The following is a 16,215-nucleotide window of genomic DNA, read 5'->3' on the forward strand; positions in this document are numbered from 1 at the left end:
TAGACCGGGCGATTGGCAGAGGCGCTGCCTGGCTGCAAGGTGACTCCGAGAACGCATACCAAAGTCTCCATGAACTTGTCTGGAATAAGGAACGGCGAAGCTGCGGATTTTGCCGAGGCGCTTCAGAACCTCGACGACACCTGGAACGACGACGGGTTGACGTCTGTCGCCAAAGAAAGGCCGCAAACTCCTGTCTTTGGCGCTTGCCCGATGGGAAACAGTCCGCGTTTCTAAGCAGACCTCAGCCAAACCTCGGCATCAAAGAGAACGGCCCTCAAAAATGAGGGCCGTATCAGTGGAGCTTAGCGTTTGATCACCCAGTCAAGGCCGACCTGAGAAGAGTATCCTGAGAATTCATCCTTCCAGGTGACGCCATCGTCGGACGACTGCACAACAGGGCTTCTGAACTGTGTGTTGGCGGTTGTCCAGGTGTTGATGTAGTGCAAACCTACCGACGTAATGACCGTGGGGACCGCGAACTTGTAAGCTCGCCAGAAGCCCACAGTGTCTCTGGTCATATGGGTGGTGTCGTATGTCGTTCCTGAGATCGACCAAACAGCATCGGAAGGATACCAGTTGGAAGGTATCGCGCCTCTGATCTTGGTAGGAGTAGTCCCGTCAGCCGTACCCCAGACGGTTGTATCAAACCCGCCGTTCACGTAGGCACCTTTGCTGGCATCGTAATAGCCCGGATTCGTGACGCGATCCAGAATTCGCCAATACTGCTTTGCCGTTCCGAAACCAATGATCGTTGAACCGGACTTGCTCGCGCCGTCATAGGCATCTGTCACCGTGAAGGTCACCGGGAACTTGTCCGTGTCGAGATATTGGTCAGAGACCTTCCCAGATAGAGCGCCGGTGGTCGGATCGAAAGTCAGGCCAACTGGCAGGCCGGTTACGACATAGGACGATGCGCCAACCAGGTTGGCTAGGACAGGTGTGTAGACGTTGTTATACGTTATCGCACGGTCAAGTGTAATTGCGCCTTCAACCGTAATCGTAAGCGCTCCAATCACTTTGACCGTTTGCGTCAACTGGGCAGTGCGACCGAATTCATCCGAGACCTGAATAACGACGGGATAGGTGCCGACAGCCCAGCCCGATGTGGCAGTCAGCGCGAGAAGCTTACCTGTTCCAGATTCGACGCCAAACGAGCTATTGCCGGAAACCTTTGAATAGGTGAGGTTACCGATCACATTGTCAAACTGAGGCGCGATGCCGTTCAGCGTACCGGCAACGCGAACCTTATTTTCAGTTTGCTGTCCCGCTGTCGCGGTGATGGACCCCTGCGGTGCCACACCGATCCAGAACGGCGCAGTGCTATCGACATCGCCCTGCTGAGACGTAACCGTGATAACGAAATCACGAATAATGAACTCCGCCGTCGGCGTACCGGAAATCTCACCCGTGGCCGTATTGAAGGTCAATCCATATTGCGAGAGGTCGTGGCTGGCGCTGTAGTCGGTTCCCGAATACATCCAGGCCTTACGGCTCACCTTTTCGACCACGCCACTTGCCCAACCGGACGCGGCCTTTGGCTTCCAGGCGGTGATTGTCGTACCCTCTGTTCCGAAGATTGTCTTTACCTGGTCGGCAATATCCGGAGCAGCCAGGGTCGGCTTGACGACAAGCGCAAACTTGTTGGAGGACTGCTGATCCGTGAAATTACCGAAGGCATCGGAGCCGATGATCGTAAGATCAGGGTAGGTGCCTGCATTGGCGATGACGTCGGTCGTCGTCTTTCCAGTGGCCGGGTCGACGTATGAAGACGTGATCGCGCCTGTGTCCGGGTTCACCACGAAGCCAACCGGCCAATTACCAGCACCCTTGGAATAGGTGACCTTTCCGAGGACGTAGTCAGTAGCGACGGGAATGTTTACTGGCAGGCCCTGCTCCGCTTCCACCTGAGTGGGAACGATCAATCTGAGGTTCGGAATGACCTCAGCGGTGACAGGCTTGCTGGTGACGCGGTTCGTTTCGTCCGTCACGAACAGGTCGAACGTCAGGCGGTTGGGCTGCGACAAGCTGCCCGTCAGGTAGCCTGTCGACGGATCAAGATTGATACCGGCTATCGACGGTAGATCGTTCGAATAGAAGCGAACGGTGCCGTAGGTGTTAGCCGTAGAAAGAGCGGCGGACGCAAACGGTGGACGCATCTCAATCGGGAAGCCAGGCTTCGTCTTGATGTCAAAGACGTTGAGCACGATGGCTTCAGGATCAGGGATCACGTCAAAGATAAGCGGCAACGACGCGGTCGCACCCAGTGAATCTGTGCCCGTAATGGTGATGCCACTGTAACGGCCGATCTTGTCGGACGTGCCTTGGAAATGGAAACCGTCAGTCGTGAGAGTGTACGTGACTCCTGGAGGCAACTTGTCCGCACCGGTGATCGTCCAATCATTGAGGGCGATTTTGACGCCATTTGCCAGGTTCTTTGCCGACACTCGAAGGTCCGCATCCTGATCAAAAACAATCATCGGCCGGGGAACGGATGACGATGCGACCAGTTGCAGAGGCAAGCGGGGTCCAACCGTGAAGGTGACAGGTTCCGAGTTGATCTTGCGACCCGCCCAGTCCTGAGCCTCCCAGGCAATCCCGTCGAATGTGCCTTGTACGCTTGGATATCCAGCGTAACCCAGCGCCGCACCAGTAGGTGAACGAACGACCTTGGTTGGCAGCGTTCCGCTGATTGGGTTCCAGGAAATGATGCCCTTACCGTAAGCAGTGTTCTTCACAGTCGTTTTCAACGTCGGCTGCGAAGTATATTGGTAAAGTGCCTCGCTCGTCGCAGAGTTGGAAATTTCAAGCTGATCAGCATCCGCCACCAGGACGGTCGACATGTCCGTCTTGTCGAAATTGTATTCTTCTCTCGTCGGATCGGAAGGATCGACCTTGTAAGCCGTCCGCTGATAATCATCCGAAACAGCCAAGCCGATCTGGAACACGCCAGCGCGTGAAGGAATACCCTTCAAAGTGAGCGCGAGCGTGTCAAAGATCATGTGATCCGGCTGAAGATAGGCGGCTTCTACGAACTCCACGGTTTCATTGGCACCCTGACGGATGGTCGTGATCGAACCGTTCGCCTCCTCGCGGACGTAATACGCCAGCTTTGATGGGTCATCATCGTCGTAAAACTTGTAGTAAAGCGTTCCAGGGACGTCGCCGGTCACCGCGTAGGTGGCGCGCTTCAGAATGTTCTCTGCTGCCGCAAACGAAATCTCTATTGCGCCTTCAGGATCGTACTGCTTGCCATTCTTAACGCTGACAGCATTCGGAATGGTCACTCTCGGCACGGCTTCCACAGTGAAGTTCGCTGGCGTTCCAGCTTTACGCGTGTCCGCATCATAGACGTCGAGACTGAACCTGTAGATGCCAGCATCGTCGAGGCGGCCTTCAAAGACGCCGTTCGCCGTGTTCAGAGCCAAGGTTTCTGGTGCGTTTTCGACCCATTCGAACGGCCTGACGACATTTGTGACAGTCTGCGGCTGGGTGCGGAATGTCTCTCCCTGACGGACCTGTAGAGCCTCGCCGCCAGGAGAAAGCTTGACCAGTCCCGACAACGTAACTTTTACCGTCACCAGATCGGAAGCAGACCGGTTCTCCTGATCAGTTGCGACAACTTTGACAGGCCACTCTCCTAGACCAGGCGGGGTGCCGTTGATCTGACCGTTGGTGTCGATACTCATCCAACTCGGCTGTTGCTGCAGCGACCATTTTACCGGCCCGACAAAGGACCCGGTAGGTTGAGGCGCTGTAAACCATTGGCGACTGACAAGCTTGCCAGTCTGCTCGTCAATGAACATCAAAAGCTTGTCGTCGGGCTGGATGTCGAGAAGCATGGGCCGCTCCGCGACGATCTTGATCGACACGGGGTGGTCCACGAATAGGCCGTTAGCGACGCTGGTTCCACGGACTATCAAGTTTAAAACGGAGTCGCGCGGGGCCTTCGTAGCTCCGACAATCATGCCGTTTAGGAGGGCAAGATCAGTCGGTAGCGGATCGGACGTCGGTGCAAGGGCATAGGTTACACCAGCGTAGAAACCAGTGTTTGCCGGGAACACCCGAATATCGAACTCGGAAGCCTGCGCCAGACGTGGCAGCTCATAGCTGGCCGCAGTCGAGGTCAGAGCCGGGTATGGGTAAATTGAAACCGGGACAAAGAGCTTGCCGGACCGCGAGGCGGCATCATGATAGGTGACCTCGACGGAACCGGAGAATTCAGCCGATGGCACACCAGAGATCATGCCAGTGTCTTGAGCGAAATTAAGGCCTGGCACAGCCGGTTGGGCATCGTCAAAAACAACCGCATTCTCATAACCAACGAGATAGTTTCTGATCGAGATTAGAGTTGCCATCGGAGACTGGCTATAAATGGCAGGTCCACCGACATTGCCCTTGAGAATGGGCAGCGTTTTTTGCGGAATCTCCGGCGGATCGACGATCTCGATAGAGAAGGGATCAGACGTTTCCCTTAAATTGTCAGCACTGATCTCGTCGATACGAACTGTGTAGCCGGAAACGGTCTCCTTCTTCTTCGGCAGGCCAGAGATCGTACCATCATCCTCATTGAAGCTCAGGCCATCGGGCAGGGTGCCAGGGATCAACGTGTAGGTCAGGGGCAGGACGCCCTTTGCCAGAGGAGCTTGTTCGACAGCAAAAGGCTTCTGGGGCGATGATTGAAGGTTGACAGCAAAGGAGACTGGATCAGCCGTCTCGCCACGAGTGAGCGGATCGCGTTCGAGCACGTCAATCCAGAAATCGTTGGTCTCGTCACTCATGCCTGTGGAGTCGGTCAGCTTCAGGCGGAACGGTCCATAGGGTCCCTTAGCGATGCGGGTACCGCCTTCCAAGACCAGAGCCCCGGAATTCAGGCGAATACCGTCAGGAAGAGGGCCATTCACCACCGTAAGCGTCTCGCTGCCGGGACCGATAATCGTCGAAGGATCGTAGTCGATCTTGAGAAGTTCATTGGAAACGTCGTAACGCTTGATCGAGGCACGCGCGACCACATCCTTGATGTCGACATTAGCGTTGCCCGAGAACGTCACACCGCGCGCATACGTCTTGCCATCACCGTTGGTGAGGACGAAGTTTGCGCTGAAAGTTCCGGCCTGATCCACCATTCCAGAGAGGAGACCGGTGTCGGCGTCGAATGACACGCCTGAAGGCAGAACAGCACCCGGCGCGAGTGCAATGCTCCACGGTTCAACGGCTGCGCCGTTCGGTGAAAGCTGGATTGAGAGCGCTTCTCCTACACGGTACTGGGCTTTACCGCCCGATGCATCGAGAGAAAGCTGCGCAGGGCTAATCAGGAAGTCAAACGGTCCACATGTCGTGGGCGTTGCATCCGGGCGACCAGGATAGTTGATTTCAACCATCACGCCCTTCTTATCGCCAAGGACAGCAGGCTTTCCACTCAAAATACCGGTGTCCGGGTTAAGCGAAATACCATCAGGCAGAGTGCCTGACTTTACCGAATAAACCTTTGCAGCGCTGTCGAGGCCCGAAGGAATGCGATAGCTGTTATTCAGGAGGTCATAGCCAACCACACCAGACAACGTGATCGAAGTGGCGGAGCCATAGGGTATGCAGGCGGAAGTTGGGCCGAGAGAACCAATCTTGAACCAATTGCTGTAACCGATTGTGTTATCGACATCCACGGCCTTATAGCGGACCACGGCCTGCTCAAAAGCATTAAAGACATACCCATTCAGCTCGCGCTTGAACGGGTCGTTAGCATAATTCAAGGTGCCAGGTAGCGCCGAACCGTCTTGCGTCTCGACGTAATACCTGATTTTCGAGAAATCCTTGATCGCGCGGCCGACTGAAGGAACCATCTGCTTGTACCAAACAGCGCATTCAGCTGCGTAAGTGCACCCAAAATAGGAGTTTTGAACTAAACTGCGCAGATCATCTGGAATTTGAGCGAATGTCGGACCTGCTTCGACTCGATACCAACCGGTGAAAGCAATGATTGCTTCTCCCGTAAAGTCGTAGCCGATTGCCAAGACCGGGAAGTCACCAACTTCTTCTGGAATCCCTTCAAAATAACGCGCGTTGAAGGTTACACCCTTTGGCAACGGCGAAATCAGTTTGGGATCACCGTCGATAACGACGCCAGCAGGAAGGGCGAGGGCGTGCGACGAATATTGACCTTTATGATTGTAAAAGTCGACCTTAACTTCTCTGTCCGGCAACTGATAAATGTTGAATCGAGCAACGGCCGACGCGACTTCTTGATTGCTGGCATCGTAGCCGCTTAGTTCGACCTCGACATTCATTTCGACCGTTTCCGGCGTTCCATGGAACGTCAAGGTCGCAGGGTCAAAGCTCAATCCGCTAGGCAGATTTCCTTTCGTGATGCGCCAGCTATCATCGGCCCACTGGGGTTTCATGGGCAGTTTTTCCGAGAAAATTTTGCCAGCTCCACCGATGTAATAGGCCGTAATGTCCTTCGTCTGTGGCTCGGGTACGACGTCAGCTTGGCTTACATTTGATTTGTATCGAAAAAAGTAGGAGCCACTCCCGGCATCAAAAGCGAAGGCCGGGTTGACCAGATGCGCAGCAATGAGGAAAGAAGTCAGTAATTTTTTGAACATATTTCGCCCCACGGTAGTATGCCAAGATTATTGGCAATTTTGAGCCGCCAAACAAATTCAAAATTGAAGAAATGAAACAAAACGCAAAGAACGGAGAAAATCACGGAAACGCGTCGCGCTTGCCTGTATAAAAACTCCTAAACTAATGAGTTAAAGATACTTACGCGCAACCAAATGGTTGCAGATCATCCGCTTAAATAGCCGCCTCATTCGTAAATTGCGAAAAGGCTTATCCCGTTCGCACAGGTGCATACCTTCATCGCAAAAAATGCAAAGACTTCCTCTTGCCCAGAGTCAACCCGAGGATGTGGTCAGATTCGGTCGTGCGCGTCGATTAGGGAAGCGTCTATGATGCGGGCTGAACCTGTGGGTACGATTTAGAGACGCATGCCCGAAAAAGAGGGCGTGTCCTCGGGCGCACGAGCTGATGGCGGTTCATCCAAGGCTGCGGCTAAGTCTTTTGCGCCCCAGACAATCTCACAAGTCGTCGTTCCTCCGTGATCGTAAAGGTGATCTATTGCACTATCATAGGAATTCTGCGGGAAATTTAACCAAACCTGTTCATCGCTCCATTCCCAGTTCTCTAAGGGTTCACGGGCAAACAGCTTTCTTGACTGTTCGCCCGTGTGGTCGGTGCGGGTCAGATCACAAGCGCATCGGGTTCATCGTTGTCACGCTCGTAATCGTCATCTTTATCCAACTGCATCAGCTTTCGGAAATCATCGATTACCTCAGCACTTTCGTTCGGCTCTTTATTATGGCGGCAAACGAAAGAGTAGACGTGGCGCATGAGGGAGGTCAGGACGTCAAAACCGTGCGCTTCAATGAACTCCTGCTGAACAACGCAATCTTCCTGTTTATAGAAATACCGCGCAGCTGGCATCCCGACGAACTGCCCTTCCTTAACGGCCGCGACAATCCTGTTGAACTCGCCGTCACCACGGGGGATCAGGTTATATGTCGCTTCCTTCGGGTGCCCGCTTTCATCGAAGTCTACAATCGCCAGAATACCTTGATGTTCAAAGCTCCAGTCGACCCATAAATCGAAGAGTGCTTTTCTCCAGGGAACATCGGTGGGCACGAGGGTCAAGTGCTCACTCTCGTCGTTGAATCGGAAAAAGCTCTTGCCCCATTCAACGCCCAGCCTTTCAACTTCCGGAATAAGCTTCAGCACGCGATCAGATGAAGCTTTCATTACGTCATTCAGGCTTTGGTTCATCATTTGCGTCATCGTCCAATGACAAGAAGGTCCGGCCACGCCTTCATCAAGGGACAAGACCTGCTCGAAGTTCAGCAGGTTCATACGACGAAAATTATGCTCATCCGGGTCGGTGTCACGCGTTACGGCCTTGGATAAAAGCTCCCGACGCACAACGGAAAGGATGTCCATCGTTTTGTAGTAGTCCGCATAATCCAAATGTCCGCTGCCAATTGTATGAATGCCGAACCGCTCATCTTTCATCAATGCCGCAGAGGCAATGATCTCAGCATAAGGATAGGTCGGGCGATCAGGTGCGCTTTCTTGAAATGTGATTGATCGACGCTGTGCGTCCTCGGACCACTTTACCTGAAAAAGCGGCTTTCCAACGGGATCGCTCACAAGCGCCCGTAAACCTTCTGAGCCAACGCCAGGGAATGAGGTTGCGGTTAGCGTGAAATCGGAGAAACGAACTTCGTTCCCGACTTGTAGGTCTTTCACAACCGGGTAAGCAACCTCATCGAAAATCGCCAAGGCATCGCCGATTACTGTCTCGCCGAATTTTTGAATACTGCTGAAAACACGGTTCACGTGAAGGTGGTCTTCCTCCTCCTGGCGAAGCTCGCGGATACGGTGGAACAATCCCAAAGGCCTTTCGGACGCCATCAGAAGGTCCTTAGTCGGTGCAATGATTTCGGGCATAGGCATGGGAAGAACTCACAAAAATACGATAAGGAAGCATCGAAGAGATCGCAGCAGCAGACAAGAGATGGAGAGATCGGCCCGCTAGCTCAGCTTTGCAGCGAACGCTGACAATCCATCCGCCAAAACCTGCGTGATGACACCGAGCTGTTGCTCAATCACTGGCACGGGCAGTGCAATTAAACGCCCCTGACGACCAAGATGGACAATCCCGTGCACAGAGGAATAGATCGTTCTGGCCAGGATGCGCCGCTCATCCTCTCCCAAGTTGGGGTTCATGGCCGCTAACGGGCGCTCAACGTGCCGGAACAGATTGTAGTGTTCCTGCAGGTGCCATTCCGGAATAGGAGCATCATTTGCCATCCGGTGCTCGAACAGCGCCGCGAAGCGCTTCTCATGCTTGATCGCAAAATGCAGGTAGGCGACGGCCATGCTATCGAAGAGCACTGCGACCGGCTCACCGTCGGCTTTCTTAGCCGCCCGGGCAAGGGATTGATCGAGCATTTTGATCGTACGCGAATTGACACGGAGGATTACCTCGTCAAGCCCGCCCTTGAAGTGATTGTATAACGAAGCAGGCTTGATGCCAGCGTCGGATGCGAGGCTTCGGAGATTGAGCCCAGACAGGCCAGTTGCCGCAATCTGGCGCTCAGCGCTGTCTATGATGCGAGCGACGATCTGCTCTTTTTCTTCATTAGAAATACGCATTTAGCTGTCTCCGACAAAATTATTACGATCACTGATCGTTTTGGACTTGCCAGCGAAATTCGCCGGAGTTATCGTCTTAATACGATCACTGATCGTAATATAACTCGCTCCTACCGGGGCTTCAACCATAAAAGGGAAACAGCATGTCGAATCTACAGCCTCACTCCTCCACCTGGGTCAACTTCGTATACGGCAGCTTTTTCGGCTCAGTCCTTCTAGCCGGTACTGGCATCTTCTTCCTGCCGACAGAGCTATGGACAAAGGGTTACATCGCCATGTCCTTCGTCATGGCCGTCATGACCTCGATCATCGTCACCAAGACCGTTCGCGATAATCACGATTACCGCATGCAGAACGAAGAAAAATACCATCGCACTAGCGAAGCCGCCTAAAAGGAGTTATGTAGCCCTCAAGCCGAGATAAAGGAATTCCTATGTCGACCAATTTGATGCTCTCAAAGAAATTCGCGCCACTTTTCTGGGCGCAGTTTTTCGCCGCTTTTAATGATAACTTCTTGAAGAACACGCTCGTTCTCCTGATCATGGCCACCATGGCGGCGAATGAGGCTGCGTCCACAGTGACGCTTGCTGGTGCGGTCTTCATGGCTCCATTCCTGCTTTTCTCGGCACTCGGCGGTCAATTAGCCGACAAGTTTGATAAAGCCATCATGGCCCGGTATCTAAAGCTTGCTGAACTGGCGGCAGCATTCGTCGCCGTCGGCGGCATCGCTGCAAGCTCGGTAACGACCCTCATGGTATCCCTCGGGCTCTTTGGATTTGGCTCGGCGCTCTTTGGCCCGATCAAGTACGGCATTCTACCTGATCATCTAGAACGCAAAGACTTGCCCAAGGCCAATGCCTGGATCGAAGCTGCGACCTTTGCGGCAATTCTAGGGGGCACGATCAGCGCTGGGATTTCCTTTGCAAACGGCGGCCACAGCCCCTGGGTTTTTGGACCTCTTCTCGGCGGTATCGCACTCATCAGCTTCGTCGCCACGCTCTTCATTCCGAAGACCGGCCGCGCTGATCCGTCGCTCGTAGTCGACAAGAACATCTTCCGCTCGACCTTCCAGTTGGTCTCCGAATTGCGCGGCGACAAGCGTCTTCTTATCGCAACGCTGATCGTTTCCTGGTTCTGGCTCGCAGGCTCTATCGTTCTTTCGATCCTGCCTCCAATCGTGAAGCAAGTCGGTGGCAGCGATATCGCTATGACCTCTTACCTGGCTCTGTTCGCCATCGCGACAGCAATCGGTTCCGCAATCGCGGCATGGTTCTCGGCTGGTCGCATCGTTCTTCTGCCTGCGGTCTTCGGCTCCATCCTCGCTGGCATTTTCGCCCTCGATCTGGGTCTCGTCGTAAATGGCCTGCCGGAAGCACCTGCAGCCGCTGCGACGTTCACAGAATTCCTGTCGCATGAAGGTGTCATTCGGATCGGATTTGATCTCTTCCTGATCGCGGTGTCTGGCGCATTTATCGTGATCCCGACCTTTGCCGCCCTCCAGGCATGGGCAAAACCTGAAAAGCGCGCTCGTGCCATCGCCGCCAACAATGTGATCAACGCCGTCTTCATGACCTTTGGTGGTTTGCTGGTCGCTGGCATGCAGGCGGCAGGTGCTGGACTTGGCTCTGTAGCCATCCTTCTCGGCGTCGCCTCAGTCGGTGCCGGTGTCGCAATGTTCATCAAGCTGCCGACAAGCCCGGTTCACGATTTCATCTCTATCCTCTTTCGCGCTTTCTACCGTCTGGAGATCGTCGGTGCCGAGAACCTGGAGAAGGCTGGCGACACCCCGATCTACGCTCTCAACCATGTCAGCTTCCTCGATGCCCCTCTTGCAACGATCCTGACAACGAAGAACCCAGTGTTCGCGGTCAACTCGGAGATCGCCAAGCGTTGGTGGCTGAAACCCTTCCTCAAGGTGTTCAATGCCATGCCACTCGATCCGACGAAGCCGATGGCAACGCGCACCCTGATCCGCTGCGTTGAAGGTGGTCAGCCTCTGGTTATCTTCCCGGAAGGCCGTATCACGGTTACTGGAAGCCTGATGAAGGTCTACGACGGTGCTGCCATGGTCGCCGACAAGACCAAGGCCAAGGTTGTTCCGATCAAGATTGACGGCCTGGAAAAGACAATGTTCTCCCGCCTTGGTCCGGAACATGGCAAGCACCGCTGGTTCCCGAAGGTCAAGGTCACGATCCTTGAGCCCGTCTCGATCAGCATCGATCCAGAGGTAAAGGGCCGTAAGCGTCGCCAGATCGCCGGTTCTGAACTCTACAAGATCATGAGCAATCTGGTGTTCCGCACCTCGGCCAAGGAAGGTACGGTTCTTGAGGAAGTCATCAAGGCTGGCCAGACCTACGGAATGGGCAAGCTCTGCGTCCAGGACCCTGTCACAGGCGATCTGACCTATGGCAAGATGCTAACCGGCGCTCGTGTCCTCGGCTCCAAGCTCACCAAAATTCTCGGCCGCGAAAAGAATGTCGGCGTCATGCTTCCGAACGCGAACGGCGCTGCCGTAACCGTTCTGGCAGTCATGTCGAACGGCAAGGTTCCGGCGATGATCAACTTCACGTCCGGTCCCGCCAACATCCTGGCAGCTTGCGAAGCGGCTGAGATCGAAACGATCCTGACCTCCAAGGCCTTCATCGGAACCGCCAAACTCGGCCAGGTGATCGCTGAGATCGAAAATCGGGTCCGGATCGTCTACCTCGACGACGTTCGTAAATCGATCACTGCCTTCGACAAGATTTCCGGCCTGATCAACAAGACGATCCCGCTGAAGCCGTCCAAGGCTGACGCTCCTGCCGTCATCCTGTTCACGTCTGGCTCCGAAGGTACTCCGAAGGGTGTCGTCCTCAGCCACAAGAATGTCCTTGCCAATGCGGCCCAGGCTGGTTCGCGCATCGACTTCCATAGCGGCGATAAGGTGTTCAACATCCTGCCGGTCTTCCATTCATTCGGTCTAACGGCTGGTCTCATCCTGCCGCTGGTCTACGGCGTGCCGGTTTACCTGTTCCCATCGCCGCTGCAGGCACGCGTCATTCCGGAAGCATTCTACAGCTCGAACTCGACCATCATGTTCGGCACGGACACCTTCCTGTCCATGTATGCCCGCACCGCGCATGAATATGACTTCCAGAGCATGCGTTACTGCTTCGCTGGTGCAGAGCCGGTGAAGGCCTCGACCCGCGAGACCTGGATGAACAAGTTCGGCGTTCGCATACTCGAAGGCTACGGCGTGACAGAAGCGGCTCCGGTCATCGCTCTCAACACCCCGATGTACAACCAGCCTGGCTCCGTTGGAAAGCTACTGCCGTCCATCGAAGCTCACCTGGAAAAGGTGCCGGGCGTTGACGAAGGCGGTCGCCTGTTTATCAAGGGGCCGAACGTCATGATGGGTTACCTGCGCGCAGAGAATCCGGGCATCCTTGAGCCGCTGCCGGAAGGCTGGCACGACACAGGTGATATCGTCACCATCGATCAGAACGGCTTCATCGTCATCAAGGGTCGCGCAAAGCGCTTCGCAAAGATCGGCGGGGAAATGATCTCGCTCGCTGCCGTCGAAACCGTCGTCGCTCAACTGTGGCCCGACGCTCTGTCGTCTGTCACCAGCATTCCAGACCCGAAGAAGGGTGAAAAGCTGGTGCTGGTCACTGAGAACGAAAAGGCGACCCGTTCTGAACTCCAGCAGTTCGCCAAGTCGAAAGGCCTCAGCGAACTGGCCGTTCCGTCGGAGATCGTCATCGCCAAGGTTCCGCTGCTGGGCTCTGGTAAGGTTGACTTCGGTGCCGTAAAGACGCTGGTCTTGGCAAGAAACGGCAATGCTGTCGCCGCGTAAACAATGGTCCCATCGGAGGCATCGGTGGGACGTCTTCCGGATCAAGGAAGGTTGGGGCTAACTTTACCTGAAAAATGATGTTAGCCTGAAGTCGGAGCCTTTCCGGTACCGAGCCTCTCGGATTTGGCTTTTTGCCCTCGCAGCGATGCGGGGGCTTTCTTTTAGCGGATTGGCGAACCGTGTCACTACCGTCTCAGGTCCATTCCGCCGCCATCAGGCCGATCCGCATAATCAGTGTCCTCGAATTGGGAGACGCTGCGAGTGGACGGTTTCCTCGAAGATGGTGCGTCTGGCCTATCGGTGAAATCAGTGTCTTCAAACTGAGAAACATTTCGCCGGGAAGGGGTGCGATGACGGACAGCGTCAGGGCGGTCGGAAGAATCTGTGTCGTCGAACTGGGAGGGCATGGTTGCATCCTGTTTAATCAGAGGCCAGGTTAAACCGCATTAGGGCAAGTCCAAAGGGCTCATTAAGCCGGTTACGGCTACATCTGGAGCATTCCGGTAATAGTCCTGTCGGATTTGGCATTTAGCCCCGTATCGCTGCAGGGGCATGCCTTTCAGGACAGACTACTGGGTTTCACAGAGAACTGTGTCCTCTTCGACGAGCACGGTCGCTGCATTTATACAAATGGCAGCGAAGAAAATTCCAAGCAAGGAGGCTGGCAAAACTTCCGTTTGCACTCCCGTGAAGATGTCAAAAGCCAAACGTGCACCTGGCACCGTGATCATGACCACACCCATCAGCAGAAACATCAATGGAGCAGGGGATGAAGCCTTCAACGCCTTGCGAAACGCGCTCGCAGGGCTTCGAACGAAAACAAGCACGTTCTGCACAGCCGTTTTCGCCATACAGGGAAAATCCGATAACCGCAGTTTCCACCACGCTGAAGGATCGGTGACATCTTCCTGGTGCGCCAGTTCAGTTACCGTGCCGTTCCTTTGAAAGTCACGATATTTGCGGCGAAGACGGTCCACGTTAGGACCGTCAGGTTCGTTCAAAATCTGTCTAGCCGCTTGATGAACGGACACAAAAGTTCCGTCGGCGAGGCCGGTCGCCATTTTCATAAGGTGGGCGGTATCGTCATATCCACGCTTGGATTTCATTCTTCAATTCCCGTACGTATTGAGTGCTTATAAATGTAGGGAACGAAGCTCCGATGACTAGGATTTTTCGACTGTCCCATGGGACATTAGTGCGACCGAAACTCAACTCGCTTCGAGACTCAGTCCGGGAGGAAGTCACCCGGGGGGAGATAGTCGTCGTAAAATAGTGGGCGCTCAGTTACCTTGTCCAGGAACTCAGAGAGGCTAGCAGCAAGGACAAGTGGGGAGCCGTCAGGCTTGGCCTGAACTACCTCTCCAGTGTCGGTAATCGCTACAAATTCCCGGTCGAGTTTGACGAAAAATGGTACGCCAAGCTTGATTATCGCCTCGGTATCGTAGGTAGGTTCGGCGATCAATTCGATGACCTCGTCCGGCCCAAGAACCTGATTGGTGATCAACGGCTCAATTGTCGCTCCATCGACATCTCGGTTATAATCAGCACTTCCCTTCGAGCGCCAAAAATCAACAAGACTCTCGTGCACCGAGGTCACCTGGCAAAGGGCGGCGATGTCACTTGCGTCAACAGCATAGAAAAGGGGAACAACCTGTTGCTTATTCATATTCTATATCACCTTGCAAGCTTCATGATTTCGTTGAGGAACGATGTTCCTGCGTGCACTACGGACTGATGTTCCGGTCTCGGAACGGGATGCATATTCCACCAACTATGAGGCCCACCAATGCTTTTTGGAATAATATGATGAGCCTCATATGGGGAGCCAGCTTCAGCAAGAATTCGGCCGTGTTTGCTGTAGATGGTTTTCGAATGTTTTGGCCACGGCAATCCTGTCTGCGCTTCCCACTCTCGAATAAGAGCGTCTTTGACCGGCTTGTTCCAGGTCTTTGGATTGCTCACATAACTGGCACAATTCCGATCTTGGAAACACCCTTTCAAGAGAGAAAGTTGACGACTATTCAGTGGAATTTTGCTTATCGACTGGAGCTGTCGCCCATACTTGAGAACGGTAGCACCAATTTTTACGAGCCGATATGCGGTATAGGCTTTCGCGCCAGTATCGATCAAACCGGCCGAAACTGGCGATGAGACGGTTACGAACAGTGATAGGAGAACTACGAAAATGAAACGCATGCTTACCCCAGGCAAAGGTTTTCTCTGCCTCCTATATGTTGACATAAAAATTAACAAAAGCCTAATAATTATGTCAACATATAGAGCGTCCGCGAAATTTGGAGCGCCTGGCGATAAAGAAATAGTAGCGCAACCTCCTTGGTTATAGGCCGCTCCTCAGCGGCTGACCGAGGCAGAAAGCAACTTCGATTGAGAATCCCACAGTGATGCGCTACATAGTCCGTGACAGTGACCAAGTCCCGAGGACCTCAATGCGCCTTTATCACGGAACCTCCAGCCGACACCTCGACCAAATCATGAAAGAGGGTCTGGCCCCGCGTGCCGAACGCCTGTCCAACTGGGATGCTGAAAGCTGCGACGAAGTTGTCTACCTAACCAAGACATACGGTCTTCATTTCGCGGCAAACGCTCGGAAGAACGACTCCGAAGACCTAGTGATCATCGAGATCGACACAGACCTGCTGCCGGACCAGGAGAAACTGCTCGCAGATGAGGACGCACTCTGGTTCGCCTGGAAGGCCGGAGTCATCAAGCCCAATGAGGTCGAGGAATACATCTACGACCAACCGCAGGAGAAGCAGGTCCAGTGGTTCGCAGGCTTCCTCGAAGATTTCTCATCGCTCGGATGCACCTGGGACTGGTCACTGAAGACGCTCGGAAACTGTACCTACCTGGGCATCATTCCTCCATCTGCGATAACCAGGATCGTGACCTACGAAGCGAAGACGGGATGGTGGGTTGCGTTCCATGACCCGCAGATCGCGCCTTCAAATTTCAAGTTTTGCGGTGCCGAGTACGAAGCGACACAGTTGGTGGTAGCTGGTCGATTGGACCAGGCCAAGAACGTCAAGATGATGTTTCCGATGGTTCTCGGCCTGGACGACATCGATGAGATGTGTAGAGCGCATCGGACCGGACTTCAGACGTTCGAGGCGACGCCAGCACTTTCGGTGTAGGGGCAAAAGAAAAGGCCCCGT

9 protein-coding genes are annotated in these 16,215 nt (G+C 54.2%); 3 read left to right on the top strand and 6 right to left on the bottom strand.

Going from position 1 to position 16,215, the window contains the following annotated elements; all coding sequences use genetic code 11:
• Window positions 1-302 precede the first annotated feature (302 nt).
• From FFR93_RS07300 to FFR93_RS07310, 3 genes are all read right to left on the bottom strand, one after another.
• Window positions 303-6,599: a putative Ig domain-containing protein gene (locus FFR93_RS07300; RefSeq protein ID WP_138392680.1), complete on the bottom strand. Its 6,297-nt coding sequence runs from the start codon at window positions 6,597-6,599 to the stop codon at window positions 303-305.
• Between the two features lie 640 nt (window positions 6,600-7,239).
• Entirely contained in the window at window positions 7,240-8,505 is a 1,266-nt protein-coding gene (locus FFR93_RS07305) for a hypothetical protein (protein WP_138392681.1), read from the bottom strand.
• Between the two features lie 78 nt (window positions 8,506-8,583).
• Window positions 8,584-9,207 carry a TetR/AcrR family transcriptional regulator gene (locus tag FFR93_RS07310; RefSeq protein ID WP_138392682.1) on the bottom strand — a complete coding sequence of 208 codons (624 nt, stop codon included), beginning with the start codon at window positions 9,205-9,207 and terminating at the stop codon, window positions 8,584-8,586.
• A gap of 143 nt (window positions 9,208-9,350) precedes the next feature.
• On the opposite strand from FFR93_RS07310, the gene FFR93_RS07315 reads away from it, so the two are divergent.
• Together FFR93_RS07315 and FFR93_RS07320 are read left to right on the top strand one after the other, a co-directional pair.
• Window positions 9,351-9,599 carry a YiaA/YiaB family inner membrane protein gene (locus FFR93_RS07315; RefSeq protein ID WP_138392683.1) on the top strand — a complete coding sequence of 83 codons (249 nt, stop codon included), beginning with the start codon at window positions 9,351-9,353 and terminating at the stop codon, window positions 9,597-9,599.
• A 41-nt stretch (window positions 9,600-9,640) separates the two neighbouring features.
• Window positions 9,641-13,042, top strand: coding sequence for an acyl-[ACP]--phospholipid O-acyltransferase (locus tag FFR93_RS07320; RefSeq protein ID WP_138392684.1), 3,402 nt, complete (start codon window positions 9,641-9,643; stop codon window positions 13,040-13,042).
• A 569-nt stretch (window positions 13,043-13,611) separates the two neighbouring features.
• Here the strand turns inward: FFR93_RS07320 and FFR93_RS07325 are convergent.
• The 3 genes from FFR93_RS07325 to FFR93_RS07335 all read right to left on the bottom strand — a co-directional run bounded on the left by FFR93_RS07325 (window position 13,612) and on the right by FFR93_RS07335 (window position 15,238).
• Complete coding sequence (locus FFR93_RS07325) at window positions 13,612-14,148, bottom strand: hypothetical protein (RefSeq protein ID WP_138392685.1); 537 nt, start codon at window positions 14,146-14,148, stop codon at window positions 13,612-13,614.
• Between the two features lie 119 nt (window positions 14,149-14,267).
• Window positions 14,268-14,708, bottom strand: coding sequence for a hypothetical protein (locus tag FFR93_RS07330; RefSeq protein WP_138392686.1), 441 nt, complete (start codon window positions 14,706-14,708; stop codon window positions 14,268-14,270).
• 8 nt (window positions 14,709-14,716) lie between these two features.
• Entirely contained in the window at window positions 14,717-15,238 is a 522-nt protein-coding gene (locus FFR93_RS07335; protein WP_138392687.1) for an HNH endonuclease signature motif containing protein, read from the bottom strand.
• 296 nt (window positions 15,239-15,534) lie between these two features.
• On the opposite strand from FFR93_RS07335, the gene FFR93_RS07340 reads away from it, so the two are divergent.
• Window positions 15,535-16,194: a hypothetical protein gene (locus tag FFR93_RS07340; RefSeq protein ID WP_138392688.1), complete on the top strand. Its 660-nt coding sequence runs from the start codon at window positions 15,535-15,537 to the stop codon at window positions 16,192-16,194.
• Window positions 16,195-16,215: the final 21 nt, after the last annotated feature.

Source organism: Rhizobium sp. MHM7A (assembly GCF_005862215.1).
Taxonomy (GTDB): domain Bacteria; phylum Pseudomonadota; class Alphaproteobacteria; order Rhizobiales; family Rhizobiaceae; genus Rhizobium; species Rhizobium bangladeshense.

Bases quoted from the DNA above. Each gene is read 5' to 3' on its own strand.
- FFR93_RS07305 (WP_138392681.1), bottom strand. From the start codon at position 8,505: ATGCCTATGCCCGAAATCATTGCACCGACTAAGGACCTTCTGATGGCG.
- FFR93_RS07310 (WP_138392682.1), bottom strand. From the start codon at position 9,207: ATGCGTATTTCTAATGAAGAAAAAGAGCAGATCGTCGCTCGCATCATA.
- FFR93_RS07335 (WP_138392687.1), bottom strand. From the start codon at position 15,238: ATGCGTTTCATTTTCGTAGTTCTCCTATCACTGTTCGTAACCGTCTCA.
- FFR93_RS07315 (WP_138392683.1), top strand. From the start codon at position 9,351: ATGTCGAATCTACAGCCTCACTCCTCCACCTGGGTCAACTTCGTATAC.
- FFR93_RS07330 (WP_138392686.1), bottom strand. From the start codon at position 14,708: ATGAATAAGCAACAGGTTGTTCCCCTTTTCTATGCTGTTGACGCAAGT.
- FFR93_RS07340 (WP_138392688.1), top strand. From the start codon at position 15,535: ATGAAAGAGGGTCTGGCCCCGCGTGCCGAACGCCTGTCCAACTGGGAT.
- FFR93_RS07300 (WP_138392680.1), bottom strand. From the start codon at position 6,599: ATGTTCAAAAAATTACTGACTTCTTTCCTCATTGCTGCGCATCTGGTC.
- FFR93_RS07320 (WP_138392684.1), top strand. From the start codon at position 9,641: ATGTCGACCAATTTGATGCTCTCAAAGAAATTCGCGCCACTTTTCTGG.
- FFR93_RS07325 (WP_138392685.1), bottom strand. From the start codon at position 14,148: ATGAAATCCAAGCGTGGATATGACGATACCGCCCACCTTATGAAAATG.